The sequence below is a fragment of the Paracoccus gahaiensis genome (genome assembly GCF_005048225.1).
GTDB lineage: Bacteria > Pseudomonadota > Alphaproteobacteria > Rhodobacterales > Rhodobacteraceae > Paracoccus > Paracoccus gahaiensis.
Genome location: NZ_SUNI01000012.1, coordinates 115,537 through 136,299 on the forward strand (window position 1 = coordinate 115,537; position 20,763 = coordinate 136,299).

Annotated in this window: 17 protein-coding genes and 1 tRNA gene; 8 read left to right on the forward strand and 10 right to left on the reverse strand. The window is 66.4% G+C overall.

Annotated features, from left to right (window positions below; all coding sequences use genetic code 11):
- Nucleotides 1–29 precede the first annotated feature (29 nt).
- Nucleotides 30–1,475 carry a pyruvate kinase gene (gene pyk / locus FA743_RS12965; protein WP_136886522.1) on the reverse strand — a complete coding sequence of 482 codons (1,446 nt, stop codon included), beginning with the start codon at nucleotides 1,473–1,475 and terminating at the stop codon, nucleotides 30–32.
- 117 nt (nucleotides 1,476–1,592) lie between these two features.
- Here pyk and FA743_RS12970 point away from each other — a divergent pair, with 117 nt between their 5' ends.
- Nucleotides 1,593–2,333 (forward strand): N-formylglutamate amidohydrolase, encoded by a 741-nt coding sequence (locus tag FA743_RS12970; protein WP_136886545.1) that lies wholly within the window; start codon nucleotides 1,593–1,595, stop codon nucleotides 2,331–2,333.
- A gap of 220 nt (nucleotides 2,334–2,553) precedes the next feature.
- On the opposite strand, the gene FA743_RS12975 is transcribed toward FA743_RS12970, so the two are convergent.
- Nucleotides 2,554–3,414 carry a D-amino-acid transaminase gene (locus FA743_RS12975; protein ID WP_136886523.1) on the reverse strand — a complete coding sequence of 287 codons (861 nt, stop codon included), beginning with the start codon at nucleotides 3,412–3,414 and terminating at the stop codon, nucleotides 2,554–2,556.
- 157 nt (nucleotides 3,415–3,571) lie between these two features.
- Between FA743_RS12975 and FA743_RS12980 the strand changes: the two genes are divergently transcribed.
- Together FA743_RS12980 and map are read left to right on the forward strand one after the other, a co-directional pair.
- On the forward strand, nucleotides 3,572–4,528 hold the full coding sequence (locus FA743_RS12980) for an L-malyl-CoA/beta-methylmalyl-CoA lyase (RefSeq protein ID WP_136886524.1): 957 nt from the start codon (nucleotides 3,572–3,574) through the stop codon (nucleotides 4,526–4,528).
- 183 nt (nucleotides 4,529–4,711) lie between these two features.
- Nucleotides 4,712–5,464 (forward strand): type I methionyl aminopeptidase, encoded by a 753-nt coding sequence (gene map / locus FA743_RS12985; RefSeq protein WP_136886525.1) that lies wholly within the window; start codon nucleotides 4,712–4,714, stop codon nucleotides 5,462–5,464.
- 25 nt (nucleotides 5,465–5,489) lie between these two features.
- Here map and FA743_RS12990 read toward each other — a convergent pair whose 3' ends face one another.
- Both FA743_RS12990 and FA743_RS12995 read right to left on the reverse strand, forming a co-directional pair.
- Nucleotides 5,490–6,401, reverse strand: a complete 912-nt coding sequence (locus FA743_RS12990) for a TIGR02186 family protein (RefSeq protein WP_246054954.1) — start codon at nucleotides 6,399–6,401, stop codon at nucleotides 5,490–5,492.
- Nucleotides 6,401–7,315 carry a sulfite exporter TauE/SafE family protein gene (locus tag FA743_RS12995; RefSeq protein ID WP_136886526.1) on the reverse strand — a complete coding sequence of 305 codons (915 nt, stop codon included), beginning with the start codon at nucleotides 7,313–7,315 and terminating at the stop codon, nucleotides 6,401–6,403. The genes FA743_RS12990 and FA743_RS12995 overlap by 1 nt, the downstream gene beginning before the upstream one ends.
- Nucleotides 7,316–7,550: 235 nt before the next feature.
- Between FA743_RS12995 and surE the strand changes: the two genes are divergently transcribed.
- The 3 genes from surE to FA743_RS13010 are packed head-to-tail and all read left to right on the forward strand — an operon-like array spanning nucleotide 7,551 to nucleotide 10,213.
- On the forward strand, nucleotides 7,551–8,369 hold the full coding sequence (gene surE, locus FA743_RS13000; protein ID WP_136886527.1) for a 5'/3'-nucleotidase SurE: 819 nt from the start codon (nucleotides 7,551–7,553) through the stop codon (nucleotides 8,367–8,369).
- On the forward strand, nucleotides 8,366–9,037 hold the full coding sequence (locus FA743_RS13005) for a protein-L-isoaspartate(D-aspartate) O-methyltransferase (RefSeq protein WP_136886528.1): 672 nt from the start codon (nucleotides 8,366–8,368) through the stop codon (nucleotides 9,035–9,037). The genes surE and FA743_RS13005 overlap by 4 nt, the downstream gene beginning before the upstream one ends.
- Nucleotides 9,038–9,073: 36 nt before the next feature.
- Nucleotides 9,074–10,213 (forward strand): M23 family metallopeptidase, encoded by a 1,140-nt coding sequence (locus FA743_RS13010; RefSeq protein ID WP_136886529.1) that lies wholly within the window; start codon nucleotides 9,074–9,076, stop codon nucleotides 10,211–10,213.
- 21 nt (nucleotides 10,214–10,234) lie between these two features.
- On the opposite strand, the gene FA743_RS13015 is transcribed toward FA743_RS13010, so the two are convergent.
- The 3 genes from FA743_RS13015 to FA743_RS13025 all read right to left on the reverse strand — a co-directional run bounded on the left by FA743_RS13015 (nucleotide 10,235) and on the right by FA743_RS13025 (nucleotide 13,833).
- Nucleotides 10,235–11,305 carry a hypothetical protein gene (locus tag FA743_RS13015; RefSeq protein ID WP_136886530.1) on the reverse strand — a complete coding sequence of 357 codons (1,071 nt, stop codon included), beginning with the start codon at nucleotides 11,303–11,305 and terminating at the stop codon, nucleotides 10,235–10,237.
- 492 nt (nucleotides 11,306–11,797) lie between these two features.
- Nucleotides 11,798–13,183 carry a TolC family outer membrane protein gene (locus tag FA743_RS13020; RefSeq protein WP_136886531.1) on the reverse strand — a complete coding sequence of 462 codons (1,386 nt, stop codon included), beginning with the start codon at nucleotides 13,181–13,183 and terminating at the stop codon, nucleotides 11,798–11,800.
- On the reverse strand, nucleotides 13,180–13,833 hold the full coding sequence (locus FA743_RS13025; protein ID WP_136886532.1) for a protein-L-isoaspartate O-methyltransferase family protein: 654 nt from the start codon (nucleotides 13,831–13,833) through the stop codon (nucleotides 13,180–13,182). The genes FA743_RS13020 and FA743_RS13025 overlap by 4 nt, the downstream gene beginning before the upstream one ends.
- A gap of 139 nt (nucleotides 13,834–13,972) precedes the next feature.
- On the opposite strand from FA743_RS13025, the gene FA743_RS13030 reads away from it, so the two are divergent.
- Nucleotides 13,973–14,046 (forward strand) — tRNA-Cys (locus tag FA743_RS13030).
- 80 nt (nucleotides 14,047–14,126) lie between these two features.
- On the opposite strand, the gene FA743_RS13035 is transcribed toward FA743_RS13030, so the two are convergent.
- Nucleotides 14,127–15,125 (reverse strand): site-specific integrase, encoded by a 999-nt coding sequence (locus FA743_RS13035; protein WP_246054955.1) that lies wholly within the window; start codon nucleotides 15,123–15,125, stop codon nucleotides 14,127–14,129.
- 729 nt (nucleotides 15,126–15,854) lie between these two features.
- On the opposite strand from FA743_RS13035, the gene FA743_RS13045 reads away from it, so the two are divergent.
- On the forward strand, nucleotides 15,855–17,162 hold the full coding sequence (locus FA743_RS13045; RefSeq protein WP_136886535.1) for a hypothetical protein: 1,308 nt from the start codon (nucleotides 15,855–15,857) through the stop codon (nucleotides 17,160–17,162).
- A 360-nt stretch (nucleotides 17,163–17,522) separates the two neighbouring features.
- Here the strand turns inward: FA743_RS13045 and FA743_RS13050 are convergent, their stop codons facing one another.
- Both FA743_RS13050 and FA743_RS13055 read right to left on the reverse strand, forming a co-directional pair.
- Nucleotides 17,523–19,298 (reverse strand): DUF927 domain-containing protein, encoded by a 1,776-nt coding sequence (locus tag FA743_RS13050; protein WP_169308884.1) that lies wholly within the window; start codon nucleotides 19,296–19,298, stop codon nucleotides 17,523–17,525.
- Between the two features lie 390 nt (nucleotides 19,299–19,688).
- Nucleotides 19,689–20,666 (reverse strand): AAA family ATPase, encoded by a 978-nt coding sequence (locus FA743_RS13055; RefSeq protein WP_136886537.1) that lies wholly within the window; start codon nucleotides 20,664–20,666, stop codon nucleotides 19,689–19,691.
- Between the last annotated feature and the right edge of the window lie 97 nt (nucleotides 20,667–20,763).

The window sequence follows — 20,763 nt, forward strand, 5'->3', positions numbered from 1 at the left end:
TACCCCGTTGGTTCTTGAAGCCTCAAGCGTTATTCCGGGTCGGTGGCGAAGATCAAGCGGTCATCGCAAGGCGCGATGCGCAGGATGTTCGTCGTGCCCGCCACGTTGAAGGGCACGCCGGCCATGACGACGATCTGCTGCGTCTCGTCGGCGAAGCCGTAATCGCGGGCGGCGCGGGTGGCGTTGACCACCGCCTCCTTGAAGCGCGACAGGCGCGGGGTGATGACGCAATGCGTCCCCCAGGTCAGCACCATGCGCCGGGTCACCGCCTCGATCGGGCTCAGCGCCAGGATCGGCACGCGGGGCCGCTCGCGGGCGATCAGGCTGATCGTGGTGCCGGACTGGCTGAAGGCGCAGATGGCCGCGACCTCGGTCGTCTCGGCGATCTCGCGCGCCGCCGTCACGATGGCGTCGGGAACCGAGGACAGGCTGGCCTTGCGCGCCGCCTCGATGATCGAGCGGTAGTTCGGGTCCGCCTCGACCGAGCGCGCGACATTGTCCATCGTGCGCACCGCGTCCAGCGGGAAGCTGCCCGCCGCGCTTTCGGCCGACAGCATGACCGCATCGGCGCCCTCGTAGATGGCGTTGGCGACGTCGCTGACCTCGGCCCGGGTGGGCATCGGGCTGTCGATCATCGATTCCAGCATCTGGGTGGCCACGATCACCGGCTTGGCGGCGCTGCGGCACAGGCGCACCAGGCGCTTCTGGATGGGGGGCACCGAATGGACCGGCAGCTCCACCCCCAGATCGCCGCGCGCGACCATGATCCCGTCCGAGGCCATGAGGATCTCGTCGAAGGCCCGGACGGCGGCGGGTTTCTCGATCTTGGACAGGATCGCGGCGCGGCCGCGGGCCAGGGTCTTGGCCTCTTCCACATCCTCGGCGCGCTGCACGAAGGACAAGGCCAGCCAGTCCACGCCCAGCTCGCAGGCGAATTCCAGATCGGCGCGGTCCTTGTCCGACAGCGCGGCCAGCGGCAGCACCACGTCGGGGACGTTCACGCCCTTGCGGTCGCTGATCGTGCCGGCCACGGTGACCGTGCAATCGGCGAAATCGGGGCCGCAGGCGTCGACCGTCAGGCGGATCTTGCCGTCATTGACCAGAAGTTCCGACCCCTCGATCAGGGCCGCGAAGATCTCGGGATGGGGCAGCTGGACGCGGCCTGCATTGCCCGGCTCGGGCGACAGATCAAAGCGGAAGCGGTCGCCCACCGCCAGGTCAAGCGCGCCGTTGGCAAAGGGGCCGACCCGCAGCTTGGGGCCCTGCAGGTCCGCCAGGATGGCGATCGGGCGCCCGGTCTCGGCCTCGATCTCGCGGATCGCGGTATAGCGCGCGCGGTGGTCGTCATGGCTGCCATGGCTCATGTTCAGGCGGAACACGTCGGCGCCGGTATCGAACAGCGCCCGGATCATCTCCTTGGTGGAGGAGGCCGGTCCCAGGGTCGCCACGATCTTCACATTGCGATGTCGTCTCATCAATCCTGCCCTCGTCTCGGGTTTAGCGCTATCTATGCCGCAGAAGCAGCCCGGCGGCAACTGGCGTCTGCCCGCGCTTCGTCGTAGACACCTTGCACCATGAGTGATGAAGACGTGATGACCCCCCCGCCGTTCCGCATCCTCAATCCGGATGGCCCCTCGCGCTGGCTGGTCACCTGCGACCATGCCACCAACCGCGTGCCGCCCTGGGTGGGCGGCGGCGATCTGGGCATCGCGCCCGCCGACATGGCCCGCCACATCGCCTATGACGTGGGCGCGGCAGGGCTGACCGAGGCCCTGTCGGCCCTGATGGATGCGCCCGCGATCCTGTCCGACTTCTCGCGGCTGGTGATCGACCCGAACCGGGGCGAGGACGATCCGACGCTGCTGATGCGGCTCTATGACGGCACGGTCATTCCTGCCAACAAGCAAGCGGATGCGACCGAGCGCGAACGCCGCCTGGCCCGCCTGCACCGCCCCTATCATCAGGCGCTGGAGCAGCTGGCCGCCCGCCATCCCGCCCGCTGCCTCTGCGCCATCCACAGCTTCACCCCGCAACTTCGGGGTCGCCCGCCGCGCCCCTGGCAGGTGGGCATCCTCTACTCCCATGCCGATGCACGGCTTGGCCCCGCCATGGTCGCCGCCTGCCGCGACGAGGGCTGGATCACCGGAGAGAACCAGCCCTATGACGGCCATCTGGAGGGCGACAGCATCGACCGCCACGCCCTGGCGCATGGCCGCCCCAACCTGCTGATCGAGGTCAGGAACGACCTGATCGCCACCCCCGAGGGACAGAGCATCTGGGCCGAACGGCTGGCCCCGGTGATCGATCGCGTCCTGAGCCAAGCCGGTCTCTGAAACCGCAATCAGGCAGGAAGAGGGGGGCCAGCCCCCCAATCGCGTTCCGCGATCCCCCCCGGGATACTTGGACCAAGATGAAAGGGCCCGCGCCCTGACGGCATCGGGCTTTCATCTTGGCATAAATATCCCGCGGGGGGTGTCGGCTGGTCCGCCACCGGTCCGAGGACCAGCCGGCGCCGGGCGCGAAGCCCCCGGCGGTCGCGGGACGCAAAAAGGATCAGACGCCCAGCTTCAGGCTTTCTTCCAGATAGATCTCGCGCAGGCGGGTGGCGACCGGGCCCACGGCACCGGTGCCGACGGCGGCGTCGTCGATGCGGACCACCGGCATCACGAAGGACGAGGCCGAGGTGACGAAGGCCTCGTCGGCCTGCTGCGCCTCGTCGATGGTGAAGGCGCGTTCCTCGACCTGCATCTGCGCCTCGGCGGCAAAGCGCAGGACGGCGGCGCGGGTGATGCCGTGCAGGATGTCATGGCTCAGCTCGCGGGTGATGATGGTGTTGCCCTTGACGATATAGGCGTTGTTCGAGGTGCCCTCGGTCACGCGCCCCTCCTCGACCATCCAGGCGTCATCGGCGCCCCGGGCCTTTGCCTCCATCTTGGCCATCGAGGGATAGAGAAGCTGCACCGTCTTGATGTCGCGCCGGCCCCATCGCAGGTCGGGAACGCTGACCACCGTCCAGCCGGTCCTGGCCGCCGGCGCGTCGGCCAGGCCGGGCTTGGACTGGGTGAACATCACGACGGTGGGCGCGGTCCCCTCGGGCGGGTAGGCGAAATCGCGATCGCCGGGATTGCCGCGCGTCACCTGCAGATAGACCAGCCCGTCGGTGATGGCGTTGCGGGCGATCAGCTCGCGATGGGCGGCGAGGCAGTCGGCATCCGTCATCGGCTCAGAGATGGCCAGTTCGGACAGGGACCGCCGCAGCCGGACCATGTGGCCCTGAAAGTCGATCAGCTTGCCGCCCAGCACGCTGACCACCTCGTAGACCCCGTCGGCCATCAGGAATCCCCGGTCGAAGACCGACACCTTCGCCTCATCCTCGGGAAGATATTCGCCGTTCACATAGACTGTTCGCGCCATCCTGGCCTCCGTTGTCCTCGCGCCGACACCTGACCCCAAAGCTTGGATGCGTCAAGAAGCCGGGGCCGGCCTCGCCGCGCGGAAATAGCGCTTGCCGTCCTGACCGCGCAAGATTATTACCCGGGAACGCCCCGATCTTGTCAAACTGGACCTTGTCATGAGTTTCCGCACCCAGCCCCTGCCCCCGGCCCGCCTGAACCGCTGCCAGCTGTTCGGCCCCGGCTCGCGTCCGGCGCTGTTCGAGAAGATGGCGAAATCCGCCGCCGACGTGATCAACCTGGATCTGGAGGATTCGGTCGCCCCCGACGACAAGGCGCAGGCGCGGACCAACATCATCGCGGCGATCAACGACGTGGATTGGGGGGCCAAGACCCTGTCCGTGCGCATCAACGGGCTGGACACGCCCTTCTGGTACCGCGACGTGGTCGACCTGCTGGAGCAGGTGGGCGACCGGCTGGACCAGATCATGATCCCCAAGGCCGGCTGTGCCGCCGACATCTATGCCGTCGACGCGCTGGTTACCGCGATCGAGCGCGCCAAGGGCCGCACCAGGCCCATCGCCTTCGAGGTCATCATCGAATCCGCCGCCGGCATCTGCCATGTCGAGGAGATCGCGGGCGCATCCCCGCGCCTGCAGGCGATTAGCCTGGGGGCGGCGGATTTCGCGGCCTCGATGGGCATGGCCACCACGGGCATCGGCGGCACGCAGGAAAACTATTACATGATCCGCGAGGGGCAGAAATACTGGCCCGATCCCTGGCATTGGGCGCAGACCGCCATCGTCGCGGCCTGCCGCACGCATGGGCTGTTGCCCGTGGACGGCCCCTTTGGCGATTTCAGCGACCCCGAGGGCTTCCGCGCGCAGGCGATGCGCAGCGCGACCCTGGGCATGGTCGGCAAATGGGCGATCCATCCCAGCCAGATCGCCTTGGCCAACGAGGTCTTCTCGCCCAATGAGGCCGCCGTGACCGAGGCGCGCGAGATCCTGGCCGCGATGGAACAGGCCAAGCGCGACGGCGCGGGCGCCACCGTCTACAAGGGCCGGCTGGTCGACATCGCCTCGATCAAGCAGGCCGAGGTCACGCTGCGCCAGTTCGAGCTGATCGGCGCGTAAAGGACCCCCCCGCAGCCCGGACCAGTGGAGGGGGACAGGCTGCACCCCGAGGGAGGACCGGCCCCGCGAGCGATCGCGGGGCCGTCTGGTTTTTGGCGACGGCCTTCCTTGCCGGGGGGACAGGGCGGTCTGCGGGTGCTAAGATTGTTCGCAACCCCTCCCGGACCCAAACGAGGCCAGACGATGACGATCACGCATGATGACGAGTTGGACGGCCTGAAGCGTATCGGGCGCATCGTCGCCAACACCATGCAGGACATGGCGGCGGTGATGGAGCCGGGCATGACGACACGAGAACTGGACGACCTTGGCCGCGAGATGCTGGAACGCGAGGGCGCCATTCCGGCGCCGCAGGCCACTTATGGCTTTCCGGGCGCCACCTGCATCAGCGTCAACGAAGAGATCGCGCATGGCATCCCGGGCGAGCGCAGGCTGGCCTTGGGCGATCTGGTCAATATCGACGTGTCGGCATCGCTGGACGGCTATTTCGCCGATACCGGGGCGACGTTCTGTCTGGGCGCGGTGCGGCCCGTACTGGACCGGCTGTGCCGGGATGGCCGGCGCGCGATGCGGATCGGCATCGCGCAGGTCGGCCATGATAAGCCCCTGGCCGGGATCGGCAATGCCATCGGCAGCTTTGCCTCCAAGCGCGGCTACACGCTGATCCGCAACCTGGCCAGCCATGGCGTGGGCAAGGCCCTGCACGAAGATCCCGGAGAGATCGCGACATGGCCCACCAAGGGCGACAGGCGCCGGATGCACAACGGCCTCGTCCTGACGGTCGAGCCGTTCCTGTCGCGCGGCGGGATGTGGGCGACGTCCGGCACCCGTGACGAGTGGACGCTGTACAGCACGCCCCGGGCTCCGGTGGTGCAATACGAGCATACCGTGGTGGCGACGCATCGCGGTGCCATCATCGTCACGCTGCCGGGCTGAAGCGCGACCTTGCTGAACAGCCGCCCTACGCCCGCCGCAATTTCCGGAACGCCGCCGACGCCCCCCAGCCCGCGATGACCGCCACCGCCAGCGACATCAGCCCGTAGAGCAGCGGCTGGTCGAAGGCCAAGCGATAGAGCCAGCGTTCCAGCCCCACCTTGCGGACCTCGATGGCCGCGCCATAGGCGTCGATGACCTCGCCGCCGCGCAGAAGGAAGATGCGGGCGCGATAGTCGCCCTCGATCAGGTTGGCGGGCAGGCGGATGTCGGTGCGGAACAGCGTGTCCTCGACCAGGGCGACGGCGTTCTCCTCCAGCCGGTAATGGCCGTTCTGCCGGCGCAGGCGGATCAGCGCCTCGGTATAGGGCAGCGTGTCCTCGACCTGCGGTGCGCCGGCGAAGGCGCGCAGCACGAGGGGCAGCGAGATGCGATAGCGGTTGTCCCAGTCCGGGTCCAGGATCTGGTCCAGCGGGCGGGTGGTGGCCACCGCGTAGAAGCTGGGGGCGGCGCCGATCTCGACCCGGTCGGTGTTGATCCAGATGCCGGCGCGGCGCTGTTTCTGCCAGATGGTCAGCGGCTGCGAGGGCGCCTCGATCGTGACGATCACGTCCAGGGGCGTCTCGGGGATCGGCGTCTGCCGCTTGATGGCCCCGTAGATCAGGATGTCCGAGCCGTCGAAGCTGGTGGTGATCGCCACCGAGCTGTTCGACAGCCCGGCCACGACCTGCTCGGCGGGGCCCTCGGCCGCCTCGGGCAGGGGGCCGCGCGACTCGCGGGGGTCGGGAAACAGCAGCCAGTCCGGGCGCGCCTCGGTCTGCGGCAGCAGGCCGGCCTCGGGATCGGCGGGCATGGTCGATCCGCTGCCCTGCGCTTGTGCCGGGGCGGACAGGACCGGGGCCAGCAGCAGCGCCAGCAGGGTCAGGATCGCGCCGCGCATCATTGCCCCCGCGTCGTGATCGAGAACAGGTCGTCGGGGCGCAGGAACAGGTCCAGTGCCAGCTTGCCGCAGACCGCCAGCACCAGCAGCGCCAGCAGGAGGCGCAGCTGTTCGGCCCGCAGCCGGGCGCCCAGGGTGGTGCCGATCTGCGCCCCCACGACGCCCCCCACGATCAGCAGCACCGCCAGCATCACGTCGACGGTGTTGTAGCTGACCGCATGCATCAGCGTGGTGAAGGCGGTGACGAAGGTGATCTGGAACAGCGAGGTGCCCACCACGACCTTCGTGGGCATTCCCAGCAGATAGATCATCGCGGGCACCATGATGAAGCCGCCGCCCACCCCCATGATCGCCGCCAGCACGCCCACCGCGACGCCGACCAGCAGCGGCGGGATGGTGCTGATGTAAAGACCCGAGGCGCGGAACTTCATCTTGAGCGGCCAGCGATGCACCCACATGTGCTGGTGCAGGCGCCGCCGCCCGGTGGGATGGCGGGCCCGCAGCAGCGCGCGCAGGCTCTCCTGCAGCATCATCGCGCCGATCAGGCCCAGAAAGACGACATAGCACAGCTGCACGACCAGCTCGACCTGGCCCATCTGCTGCAGGATGTTGAAGACCAGCACCCCCAGGGCCGAACCCACCATGCCGCCCGCCAGCAGCACGCCCCCCATGCGGAAGTCGACGGTCTTGCGCTTCATATGCGCCAGCACGCCCGAAACCGAGGAGGCGACGACCTGGTTGGCCCCGGTGGCGACCGCGATGGCCGGGGGAATGCCGATGAAGAACAGCAACGGCGTGATCAGGAAGCCGCCGCCGACGCCGAAGAGGCCGCTCATGACGCCGACCAGGCCGCCCAGGCCCATCAGCACGAAGGCGTTGACCGAGACCTCGGCAATGGGAAGATAGATCTGCATCGCGTCCCGGGCCTCTTGCGCTCGACCCGAGGATGCCCCGCCCGGCCGCCAAGGTCAAACCGCTTCGGTCGGGACCGGGCCGCCTGCCCGCCCAATCCGCACCGACCGGTCTGGTCCGGCCCCTGCCCCGCAGGAACGGGTTGAAGCGAAGCCGGGCCACCGCTAAGCAGATCGAGGCGCAACCGCGTGCAGGGACAGGGTTCCGCACGGGCGGCCGGGTCGGACAGGGGGCAGGATGCGGATTCTCATCACCAATGACGACGGGATCAACGCCCCGGGGCTGGAGGTGCTGGACCAGATCGCCACGGAACTGGCCGGCCCCACGGGCGAAGTCTGGACCGTCGCCCCCGCCTTCGAGCAGTCGGGCGTGGGCCATTGCATCAGCTATTCCCATCCCACGATGATCGCCCGGCTGGCGCCCCGCCGCTATGCCGCCGAGGGCAGTCCGGCCGATTGCGTGCTGGCCGCGGTGGGCGAGCTGATGCGCGAGGGCCTGCCCGATCTGGTCCTGTCGGGCGTCAATCGCGGCAACAATGCGGGCGAGAACGCGATGTATTCCGGCACGATCGGCGGTGCCATGGAGGCGGCCCTACAGGGCCTGCCCGCCATCGCGCTGTCGCAATATCTGGGGCCCGAGACCGCCGGACTGGACGATCCCTTCGAGGCCGCGCGCAGCCATGGCGCCCGCATCATCCGGCAGCTTCTGGATCACGGCGACTGGACCTCGGACGAGGATTTCCGGCTGTTCTACAACGTGAATTTCCCCCCCCTGCCCGCGAGCGGGGTGCGTGGCCTCAAGGTCGCCCCGCAGGGGCAGCGGCGCGGCTCGCGCTTTGGCGTGGTGCCCTATACGGCGCCCAACGGGCGGCAGTTCATGTGGATCGCGGGCGGCTCGCAGCAGGCGCCGGCGCGCGCGGGCAGCGATGTGGCGGTCAGCCTCGAGGGCTATGTCTCGGTCACGCCGATGCGGGCGGACCTGACCTGCCACGCCTCGCTGGACGATCTGGCCCGCGCGCTGGAGGGACCGGGCGCCAAGGACGGGCCCGCGCGATGAGCGACGCCGACAGCAGCGATCCCGACGGGGACAGCCCCGCCGAGCGCAAGATGCGCTTCCTGTTCCAGCTGCGCTCGCGCGGGGTGACCGATGCGCGCGTGCTGGCGGCGATGGAGGCGATCGACCGGGGCCTGTTCGTGCGCGGCCAGTTCGCCGACCGCGCCTATGAGGACACCCCCCTGCCCATCCCCTGCGGGCAGACGATCAGCCAGCCCTCGGTCGTGGGGCTGATGAGCCAGGCACTGGAGGTGGGGCCGCGCGACACCGTGCTGGAGGTGGGCACCGGCTCGGGCTATCAGGCGGCGGTCCTGTCGGGGCTGGCGCGCAGGGTCTATACGGTGGACCGCCACCGCCGCCTGGTCGTCGAGGCCGAGGCGATCTTTCAGACCCTGGGCCTGCACAACATCATCGCGCAGGTGGCCGACGGGTCGCGCGGGCTGCCCGATCTGGCGCCCTTCGACCGCATTCTTGTGACCGCCGCTGCCGAGGATCCGCCCGGCCCGCTGTTGGCACAGCTGAAGATCGGCGGTATCATGGTGGTGCCTGTCGGACAGTCGGATGCGGTGCAGACCCTGATCCGGGTCACCCGGTCGCAGGCCGGGTTCGACTATGACGAATTGCGGCAGGTGCGGTTCGTGCCGCTGGTGGAGGGGTTGGGCCAGACATGACCCCCGGCCACCCAGAGGCAGGCTGAGGACAGGATCATGAGCAGATTTCACTTTCGCGCGGTGCTGGGCGGAACGGCCTTGGCGGCGCTGGTCTCGTGCGGGGCCGATGGCCGGTTCGACCCGGATCTGCGCGGGTTGATGGGCGGCATGGACACGGCCGCCGCCGCCGCCTCGGCCGGGCCGCGCCCGGCACCCGATGCCCGGGGCGTCATCAGCTTTGCCGGCGGACAGGTGGCACTGGCGCAGGCCGGCGACACGCCCGCCAGCGTCGCGACCCGTCTGGGGCTGCAGCCGGCCGAGCTGGCCGCCCACAACGCGCTGCCCCCGGATGCGGCGCTGATGCCGGGCGCGGTGCTGGTCCTGCCGCGTCAGGTCGCGGCGGGAGCACCCGCCGGGCGCCCGGGCGGCGGCACGACGATCGTGCGCGATCCCTTCGCCGCCGCAACGGCAGCAGGGGCAAACCCCGCGGCGGCGCCAGCGGCCACAGCGGCCCCCGCGGCAGGGGCCGAGCCACGACAGCATGTCGTGGCGGCAGGCGAGACGGCCTGGGCCATCGCTCGACGCTATGACGTGACGGTGCAGGATCTCGCCTCGTGGAACGGCCTGCCGGGGGACATGAGCCTGCGCACCGGCCAGCGCCTGATCGTCCCGCAGCCGGGCCAGAGCCCCGACCGCCTGGCCGCCACCGCGCCGGGCGAAGGCAGCCCCACGCCCACGCCGCCCTCCTCCACTCAGCCCCTGCCGGACGAGGACACGCCCGAGGCCGGCGCCCCGGCCCCCGATGCTCCGCAGACCGATCTGGGCGCCACGCGGACCGCCGCCTCGGGAGGGAGCGGGCCGTTCCGCATGCCGGTCGATGGCGCGATCATCCGTGTCTATGAAAAGGGCCGCAATGACGGGATCGACATCGCCGCCGCCAGTGGCACGCCGGTCAATGCGGCGGGAACCGGCCAGGTGGCGGCGATCACCCAGGACAGCGCCGGCGTGCCGATCATCGTGGTCCGCCACGAGGGGGATCTGATGACCGTCTATACCGGCCTTGACGGCCTGGACGTGGCCAAGGGCGACAGCGTGAGCGCGGGCCAGTCCCTCGGCCGCGCAGGGAACGACGGCTTCGTCCATTTCGAGATCCGCCGGGGCTTTGAGAGCGTCGACCCCGAGCGGATGCTGAACTGACCCCGCCGCCACCGGCAGCCCTCAGAGATGCGTCAGCCGGTCGTCGAGGCCGGACGCGACCTCGCGGCGGATGACGGCCTGAAGGTTGCCCGAGAACCGCGCGCCCATCTCTCCGGCCAACTCGTCGCGGATCATGTCCTGCAGCCGGACCCGCAGGCTGTTGTCCTCCAAGGCCCGAACAAGGGCCAGCGCGACGGCCTCGTCGGTCAGCGTCAGAGCGGAGGCGGGCGCAGGATCCTGCAGCATGTCCTGCGCGAGGTGGTGCTCCGGATCGGCACACTCGCCTTTCGCAAAGGAAGGCATCGCATCGTTTGCGGCAGTGTGGCCTTGGGCGTCGGACGGCGCGATGAGGGGCGCGGGGTCCTGAGTCGCGGCCTCCGACTGAGTAGACCCGGACAGCGCGTTTGCCGCCGCAGCCGAGGAACCATCCTGAGAAGCGCTTTGCGGGATGCGGGGCGGTTGAAGCCGCCACAGCAGCCAGTCGGCCCAGGCCGCCAGAAGTTGCGCCACCCGGGACCGCGCCGGTGCCATGTCAGCGGTCTTGGCCAGACAAGGGCCAAAAGTGACCGGCCAGGAGCTGAATGGCTGCGGGGCGGAGCGTTGCAGCACTAAGGTGGCCGGCATCAGCAACTCGGCCGGAAAGGGGTTCGTTTCCGACAGACAGGCGATCGGCAGGCCGGACCAGTGCGCGGGCCACGAGGCGGGACCCATCGCTGCGGATATCGGCTGTCGGGTCCCTGCCGGACCCGCGATCCGTCCACCTACCGAGGGCGAGGATGCGGGGCGGATGTCCCGGGCGCCGGGCGACGTGCTGCCCGGCGCAGACCCCTGCCCCGTCTTGTGTGCGGAGAGCGGTCCCTGCGCCTTGCCGTTGCGGAGGGGGCGTTTGCCGCCAGGGGCCAGGCCCGGGTCGCCAGCCCGTGCCGTGGATGAGATCGCAGAGGGCGGAAAGGCCATCAGCCGCGCCATCGCGGCCGTGCTGCCCGCCTGGTGGCCCTGTGGCAGGGGATCGCGACACAGGCGCTGCAGCATCGTCCAGGCGGCCTCTCCGGTCGGGAGAGGTCCATCGATCATCTGGCGGATCTGCACCATGCCCGCCCGGATGCGGGCAATCTCGCGGGCGGCCTCGCCAGGGGCGAGGGCGACGGACCAGCGGGGGCGCGCCGTGGCAGCAGCGGGCAAAGGCTCTGCCAGGACGCGGGGCAGGGCCGATGGCCCTGACAGATCGGGAAGGATCGGGTCCCTGTCAAAGACGAACTCGTCGCCGGGCCAGGTGACCGCGTCGTGGTCAACGTCGATCTGGCGTGGGGAGCTCGCAGAGGCGTGGTCCGCCGGCGGCTCGGCTGAGGTCGGGGCAGCGGCAGTCCTGCGACGGGGGCGGGGCACGCGGGCGGGCGGGGTCTGTGCAGGCTGGTCAGGTGTCGCGATGCGGCTGGCAGGCGGGGCCTTGCGCGGCGTTCGGGACGGCGGGGGAGCCTCGGGGCCGGGGTCTGGCGCCGCCCGGGGCGTGAGGGGGCGCGGGCTGTCGGCCCCGCTGCGGGCCGTGCGGCGGGGGCGGCTCATGGCGCCCCCCGCAGGTCGGGGTCAGTTGCGCCCGAGGGCGCGCAGCACGCGGTCCAGGCTTTCGCCCTGCTTGCTGGTCGTGGGCGCATCGCGCACCGCGTTGTAATATTGCGAAGGGTCATAGGTCGGAATTCCCAGGTTGAGATTTTCTACCGTCAGAAGACCCATAGCAGCCAGAAGTTGATAATGAGCTAATTGCAGGTTCGATTCGGCCGTGATCCGGTCCGCCCGCGCCTCCAAGAGCGACTGTTCGGCATCCAGCACATCCAGCGTGGTGCGTGCGCCCAGCAGAGCCTCTTCGCGCACGCCGTCATAGGCCTGCTGCGCGGCCGAGATCTGCTGGTCGATCGCGGTGATCTGGGCGCCGGCCACCGCGATATTGGCCCAGTTCTCGCCGACCTGCTGGCTGATCTGGCGGGCGGTGTTCAAGAGGCTGGCCCGCGCCTGGTCGCGTTCGGCCATGGCGCGGCGATGCGACGCCGACAGCCGCCCCCCGGAATAGAGCGTCTGGCTGAGTTCCAGCCCCACCGATGACGAATTGCGGGTTCCGTCATCGCCGCCCAGACTGGCGCGCGGCGCACGGGAGACGCCGACGCTGGCAGTGCCCGACAGGGTCGGGTTGCGCTCGGCGGCGGCAGCCGCGACGCCGATCTCGGCGGCGGCGGCCTGGCGCTGCGACTGGCCGATGGCCGGATGCGAAGTCTGGGCGATGCGCCGCGCCTCGTCCAGCGTGCCGGGCAGGCTGGGCAGCGGCGGCGGGGCATCGAGGGAGGCGGGCTGGCGCCCGGTCGCGGCCTGATAGGCCTCGCGGGCGATCTCCAGATCGCCGGTGGCCGAGGCGAGGCTGGCGCGCGTCGCCGCCAGCGCGGCATCGGCCAGCGCAACGTCGGTCACGGTGATCTCGCCCACGTCGAAGCGGTCCTGCGCGGCCTGGCGTTCGGTGGACAGCACCTCGACCGAGTTCTCCTGCAGGGCGACCTGCTGGATCGCCTCGCGCACCTGGAAATAGGCCAGGGTCGCGGCCAGAAGGATGTCCTGTTCGATCGAGATCAGTGCCTGCCGCGTGGCCAGCACCTGCTCCTTCGCCCCGTCGATGGCCAGCTGCGAGCGGCCGAAATCGTACAGCGTCAGCGAAGCCGCCAGTGACATCGAGGTCGAACGCGCGGTCGTCGACCCCTCGTCGCGGGAGGCGCTTTGACGCAGCACCCATTCGACCACCGGGCGCAGCGCCGCGACCGAGGCGGCGACGCCCTCGTCGGCGGCGCGCAGGACCGCGCGGTTCTGTTCGATCAGGGCGGAATGCCGATAGGCCGAGACCATCGTGTCGGCCAGCGATTCGGCCCGGGCGGGCAGCGCCACGGTCAGGGCCAGAAGGGCCAGGCCCGCGATGCGCGACAGGCGGTTCATAGCACGAACCCGCGCTGGCGCACGAAGCCTGCCAGCAAAGGGGCGCGGGCATTGAAGGCATAACGCCAGGTCATGCGCCCGTTCAGCCGCGTGCCGATCCGCGCCACGCCCAGGGCGCCCTCGGTGAACAAGGCGCCGATCCGCCCGCCATCGCGCAGCTGGTCGAGGATCGCGGGCGGCACCTCTTCGATCGCGCCCTCGATCAGGATGACATCATAGGGGCCCTGCTTGGGCGCACCCTCGGTCAGCGGCGCCTGCAGGACCGCGACGTTGAAGATCGAGGCTTCGGACAGGCGCCGCTCGGCCTCGGAGGCCAGCTCGGCCTGATCCTCGATCGCCACGACCGCCTCGGCCATGCGTGCCATCACGGCGGCGGAATAGCCGTAGCCGCAGCCCAGATCCAGGACCAGCTCGTCGGGCTGGATGTCCAGCGCATCGACCAGCTTGGCCAGGGTGCGCGGCTCCAGCATGACGCGCCCATGGCCAATGTCCAGGTTCTCGCCCGAATAGGCGACCGCGCGGCGGTTGGCGGGGACGAAATCCTCGCGCGGGATGGTCAGCATCGCCTCGATCACCGGGAACCTCGTGACATCGCTGGGGCGAACCTGGGTGTCGACCATCATCGTGCGGCGCGTGGCGAAATCGCTCATCTCGGGGGAACCTCTGCTCGACCTGTTCGCGCGACTCTTGCCATGTTTCCCCATGCTGGGCAACGCCGCACATCGGCGCACCGGATCGCGTCTTGCATGGGTCGCGGCAATCCGCTAGGACACGGCCACTCTCGACGGCGGCGGGTTGGCGGAGAGGTTACGCACCGGATTGCAAATCCGTGAAGACCGGTTCGATTCCGGTACCCGCCTCCAGTGTTTCCTCGACTTTTAGAGCGTCGCCCCCCCGGGGGTATCAGTCAGGGTATCACGTTCGCGTTCTGGACCCGTTCCGTTCAACGCCGCTTTTGCCGCGCCTGACGGGCCCGCATCTCCTGCCTCGCCTCGCCGGCATACTTCACGATCATGTCCTTGGTGGCATGGCCGGAATAGGCCGCGATCTCGTCGTCATCACAGCCCGCCCACGCTAGTTCCTTGACGCCGCGATAGCGGAGGGCATGCAGGTCGTAGGCATCCAGGCCGAGGCGCCGACGCTCTTTTAGCATCATGTCTGCCATGTAGCGGTAGCTGATCGGGTTGCCATCCCGTTTGATCAAGATCGGCCGTCCCGCGATCGGGGTGGCGCCCAGAGATTGCTTGGCCACGTCCAGGGCGGCGCGCAGCATCTCGGTGCAAGGCAGCACCAGGGGCTTGTCGGTTTTGTTCTGTCTCAGGACCAGCGAATCGCCATCATAGTCGCCCCACTTGAAGCCCATCCAGTCGCCGGGACGCTGAACGCTGCCCACGCCAATCTCAAAGATCAGGGCCGGAAGGCCCCTCGCCTGTGCGCGGAACTTATCCACGGCCCAATCCGGCCATGGCAGGTGCTCGCGCTTGCGCGCATCCGGCGTCTTGAGGGTCCGAACGCCCTTGGCGGGGTTAGTGCTGATCCAGCCGAGGTCGATCGCATGCTCGCACAGGATTACAAGCATCTGCGGGATATAGTTCACGAACCGGGTCCGGTGGCTATTAGCCTTTTGGGCCGCGATCACATCCGAGCGCGTCAGTGCCTTCACATCACGGTCGCCGATCTTTTCGCGCAGGTAATCCATGACCCGGTCATAGTCCGAGCGCGTGCGAGGCTTGAGGCTGATCCATCGATCGGACGTGCGATAATCGTCCATCAGGGCCTTCCATGACGTCTTGGCCTGCATCCGCTTGCCGGTCATGATCGCCCAGTATTCAGCATCAAATTCCGGAGTGCCCTCGGCAGCCTTGATGCGATGCAGCTTGCCCTTGATACGGACATAGATCCTGCCGGCCGGGTGGTGCCATATGAACTTCTTTCCCTTCACCACCTTACGTCCCCCATTCCATCGACAGCGTTCCCGGTCGCTATTCTGCCCAGATCATCTACGACCCACCGCACCAGCCCTGGCGCAATTTCCCTACCCTTCGGCAGATGCCCGCCATCGACCATTGCCCGAAACTGCTTCAGGCTAAGGTCAAGAAGCCTAGCTGCGCGCTCCTCGCTGGCGAGTATCGGCGTATCCCTCCCCATCAGCTGACCGCCTCAATGTCTTGCGCTTCGTTTCCACCGTTGGACATCTCCGACCAACCCTGTTTCGGCGTTTGCAGTTTGAAGAATATCTTCACCGGCATGCGGTCCGCAGTGTGAACCAACCCCTGATACAGCTGTGCCAGTTCCTGCGGGCGGGAGCCGACTCCGCAGCGCTCTGCAGGGCGTTGCTGAGTGTGATATCTATGCGACCTAAAGCAAGTGCATAGCCGATGCAGCAGGACGCCTATCGTGGCCCTCTGAAACGTCTGAATGAGGCGGTCGAATCTGAACTGGGTAAGCCTGAGGAACGCCGCCTTTGAACTCGTTGAGGCACGCCGAAGAACATGTTGATGATACCCGAATTTCACGTCACTCTCAACACGATCCCGACGGTCCGGAACGGAAAACGGCTCTTGGCCGAGGCGCTTTTGTGTGACGAACATGTGGACACCTTGATTCGAGATTAGATGCCGAGACCGTAGTTTTGGGCGTGGAGGGAACTTGGGAAACAAAGGATGAAAATTTGATTTCTGATATTCGAGACTTCAGTGGCATCTATGATGAGATGATGAAGCAGATGCGGCGCCGTGTTGATGAACGGCGCTTTCCTTCAGGCTTCAACCCCGAGACGATGTCATTCGTTTATCTGCAGCCTGCTATCCTGATCTACGATCCAGCGCGTCATGGACAGAATGGCGAAAGTGTCCCAACTTGGGTCATCAAAAGGGTCAATTTCAGACCCATCAAGGTCCACATGCACGGCTCCGACGAGGATGTTTCTCGGCTTCCGGCCATAGACACTTGGCAGAGAAAGCAGTTCCGCGAGCTGGGTTATCTCGTCCTCCTTCTTCCCACAATTGACCTACAGAAACTTCCCCAAGGACGGCGTCAGCTCGATATCGCCGAGGACCGAGTTCGTGTCGGCTTCGAAACTTGGGCGTTCGCGCTGATGCCGGAGATCCATCGTCTGTTCTATGCAACTAACAAAGGCGGAGCGGCCACGGCTGCTGATGCCCGCGACACGCCAGGGGGATACTTGGTCTTCGCTGCGCCGGAGATCATGGCTGCCGCAGAGCGTTCTGCCGTCAGTCGAAAGGAAGAGCCGAGGCCCATAGCCGCTGACATCGTCCACACCTATCTCGAAGCGGTTCAGAACGAGGGACGCAAGCATCGGATCGCGTTCCATGGCGACACGGATTCAAGCCCTCTTCACGGCGATGCTTTGCGTGCCCGCATCAAAAGATCCGGAACGCGCAACAAATCCAGTGGGAAGGGGCAGGACAACGAACTGCTAGCGATATATGTTGAAATTTTGAACATACTCGCAAAGGCCCGTAGAATAGTTACAGAAGTGATGTCGGCTCGGGTCGTCCACATGAAAAATTATCAAAAGGGTATGGACACCACCGAGGAGCAAGGGACGCATAACATTCTGAGCAACCGGGATCAGTTTCCGAAGCGAACACTCAATGCCGCCAATAAAGTTATGAATGCCCAGATGCCGAAAGAATACGTCCAGCCGCCGACGACTTCCGATAAGGACAACCTGAGCGTCTCGGAGTTGGGTGTCATTGCTTTTTTGTGCGATGTCGACCCTTACGTATTTTGCGCCCAACATGGCCTGTATTTCCCGGAAGTGTGGGTCGCCCGGGGCCAAGGGGCACTATCATTCAAGCGTAGAAAAATTATTGAATTTGAACGCGATCTCGCGGAAGTCATTCTCTCTGGGGAACTGAGCGCCCAAAATTCTCCGGATAGCGTCGAGCACGAACTGATTGCGGCTCGGATGATGAAAGATATCGAATTTCTTGAGGCCCTGTTTGACTTATAGGAAATGAGCATTACAGACAACGAAATGGACGGGACGTTCCGATAAGCGGAGTCCCATTGTCCCGCCTGTCCCAGCCTAAACTAAGCCAGGATGCTGATTAAGTCAGTTCCGAGGGAAGTATCGGGTCATCCGGTTCAATGCGAAGAATCATGGAGCGGCATTTCGAACGCTTTGATGTCACCGTCGCAAGGCCTGTGGGAAACCTAGACCACTGAAGTGTCCCGCACCCCGCCATTCGGGGTCGGCGACCGGACCGCGCCCTAGGGTAATGAAAACGTCCATCCCTACCACGATGGTAATGGGACTGGCGGGACAACGGGACAGACCCTGCCCCGTTGTCCCCCCAGCACAACCCTCAGTTCAGAAAGGAGGCTGATCGGGTTCTTGCTCGGTGGCGATTTCGCCCCCATGCAACTCGACGGACGCGTCGTCGTCCTCCCTGAGGATCGACCTGAGGATCCTGAACGCCCGAATACGGTCACCGTTCAGGCCCGTGGGGACCTTGGCCTTGAGGCGTCTCGGGCCCTCGGGACTCAGAAAGCCGTGATCCAGCAGCGACCGCGCCGCCCGCATCGGATCATGACCCTTGTGGATCTCGTCCCGCCACACGTTTTCGAGGATGTAGAACGCCTCGTCGTCCGAGTAGCCCGCCATGTATCTCGGGACCGAAAAGTTCGTAGTCACGAACCGTTCACGCTCGTGCTGCAGAAGAAACTCGCGCACACGAACGATGGCGGCATTGGTATCGGAAACTCCGGAACTTTGCTCGTCCTCCTCTCGCCACTTGCGGAAGAAACTCAGCACCGCCATCTGAACGATCTCCCCGTCGCCCCATCCGGTGACGCCGAACTCGGTGGCGAGGGAACCGGCGAGGCTGATGAGCGCGAAACGCTCGAAGACGCGCTCCTGCTGCGGAGTGAGGGGATGACCATTCAGTTTCCGCATGAGTTGCTCTTTGTGTCGTTCGAACTCGTCATCGAACTCCGCCAAGCGTCCCGAACGGATCAGTTCCGCGACGAAGGCGGGACCGGCGGTGCCATACGAGGCTGCCGCACCGCGCCGCAAGGACTTCGCAAATCGCGAGGGCTTCATGCCATCAGGCACGTTCGAAAAGACGCCGTGGGTGTCGCCATCGACGGGGACGTCGACGAGTCGGACGAACTGCCCCGCCTGCGCCTTCCGCGTATCGCTGGCCAACATTTCGCGGAGACCCAGCTCGCCGGAGGATATGAACAGGACTTGCCACCGTCGTGCCGCCGTTGCAACGCCTTCGACATCTGCACGGCGCTTGCCTTCGCCATTTGCGAGCATGTAGACGGCTTGCGCCACGACTCGTGGATCCGCCTTGCCCAGCTCATCCACGATAAGCGCAACGTGGTTACCAAGCGCAGCAATACCTTCGAGGCCGTTGTCGGTGGCGCGCCAAGTCTCGATCGCCAAATGGCTAGCCCAGATTGACATCGCCGTCCGCAGAGCCGTCGTCTTTCCGGCGGTAGTCCTGCCTTTCAGATTGAAACCGCCCCCATCCATGTGCGCCGGCCACAGAAGCACGGAGGCCAACGCCGCCGACAGGACGAAGATGAGAAGCTTGTTATCTTTGGATGGGCCCGCGATGCTGGCCTGCCAGTCCGCGAGGATTCCCGCCGAGCCGTAGCCACGACTGGCGCCGCCGAGGTTTTCCGCCAAGAGCACCTCTTCCTCGCAACCGATGGTTTCTCCGTTTGGCAGAACGAACTGCCTGAACGTCCCATCGACCCAACCGGATCGGTCGACGATCAGGACGCGTCGGTCACTTCGGAGTTCCTGGAGCAGGCTCAGGAAACTCACCCTTGCCGCACGAGAGACAGGGGGGAAATAGCCCGCACGAAGCAACAACTTCCACAACTCCTTTCCGTCCCCTGCGAGATGTTCCGTCGGCAATCGGACCACGTGACCGACACCGTCGGGGTCGTTAAAGCCGAGCAGGAACTCCCAATTCGATGACCCGGCGTTCCTGGCCAATCCGAGATACGCGAAGGTGCGCGCCAGGAACTGGGGTTTCTTCCCCCCGATGAAGATCTTCTCGTCTGCAACGAAATAGCCGCCGGGAAGAGTTTCGGTTGTCAGAAAGTCGTTTGGGCCAAATGGCTGTGACATGTGCCTCGTTCCTTTTTGTTGCGAGGCCAGACACATGCAGCAGACAGGAGAAGCTCTTTGGGAAACAAACCCACAAAATATCGCGGCGCCGAAAGCTATGGTGTCCTTACGACGGCGATCATGGCTGCGTTTGAGTGTCGGTTAGGCACCGCCGTGCTATGCCATCACTCGCCGAAGGTCGTGACCATGGACGTTCATCCGTCCAGCTCAAGCCAGCGTCAAAAGACGGGTGACTTTGGCGGGCCATTTCCCGCGAGAATCTATTCGGTAGTTCTCAGATCAGCGATAGAGACGCCTCCAGACTGCCGGAAACTTGACAATCGCTGAACTCGAAAAGCCATGCAGGCAAGGCGAAACTTGAAATTCTCACCTCTCCAAGTAATCAGATCGTCAGTTTAGCAAGTCGCGATCCCCGATGGCGGTGATCCGGTCGGTCATCTTCATGACTTGTCTCAGCGACGTCCGCTTTCCGACGGCGGAACGACCATTCAAGAACGTGCCGATCAGGGCGAGCAGGTCGCGTTGGAGATCGGGATCAGCGACCATCCCCGTAATTTTTTCGGTCGCAACCATGCGAAGTTGTTCGGGTGTGGGGTCTGGAATGCTGATCACCAGACAGCGGTCTAGAAGCGATGCGGGGATGCCGGCGATGCTGTTGGTCGTCATGATCCAGGAGACACGCGACAGGTCGACAGGCAGCTGGAGGCAGGGACAGGTCCAAGTCCTTCCGGTCGTCGGCTCGATCATGCTCTTGAGGACCTCCGCAGCTCCGGGAAGAGAACCGCCCCGGACGGTGCCGACGGTGGTGGGGATCTTGTCCACCTCGTCGATGATAACGAGCGGGTTCACGACATGGGTGGTCAACATCGTGCGCACGATACGCCCGGGTGTGGCGCTACCCCATCCGCGTTCGGTGCCGGACAGGGTGAAAACGGCACCGTTCGTCGCGCCGATGTCCACGTCGATCGCGGGCACCGCGAAGGCTTGGGCAAGATCCCGGGCCCAGCGACTTTTGCCGATACCTGGACCACCGACAATGACCATCGGTGGCGTCCGGAACGGTGCGGACCCGGCCGTGGTCGCGCGCTCCATGTTCCGCATCACGGCGGTGGCGGCCGGGGCCATCCACGGAGCCCGAGCATGAAGGCCGGCTAGGATCTCGTGCATCCGGTCCCGGGACGTGACCCCGGCGGACCGCCCCTTGCCGAGGGCGCGCAGGACAAGGCTCCGGTCCTCAGCGCGCAGCGGATCGATCTGCGCCTTGATAGCAGCCGCACGGGCAATGAGGAACCGCTCGGCCCGATGCCGCAGGCGCAGATCGGCCCGCTCGGCTGCAGCTGACCTGCCCCCCGTGGGTCCCTCGGTCATAACGAGAGTCTGCCGGTTTGAGATTGGTAGTCGGCGGATGGTTTCAGGGCAAGCGCGCCGGGCGTGGAACCCTCGGTTAGCGCAAGCGTCCGGCGCG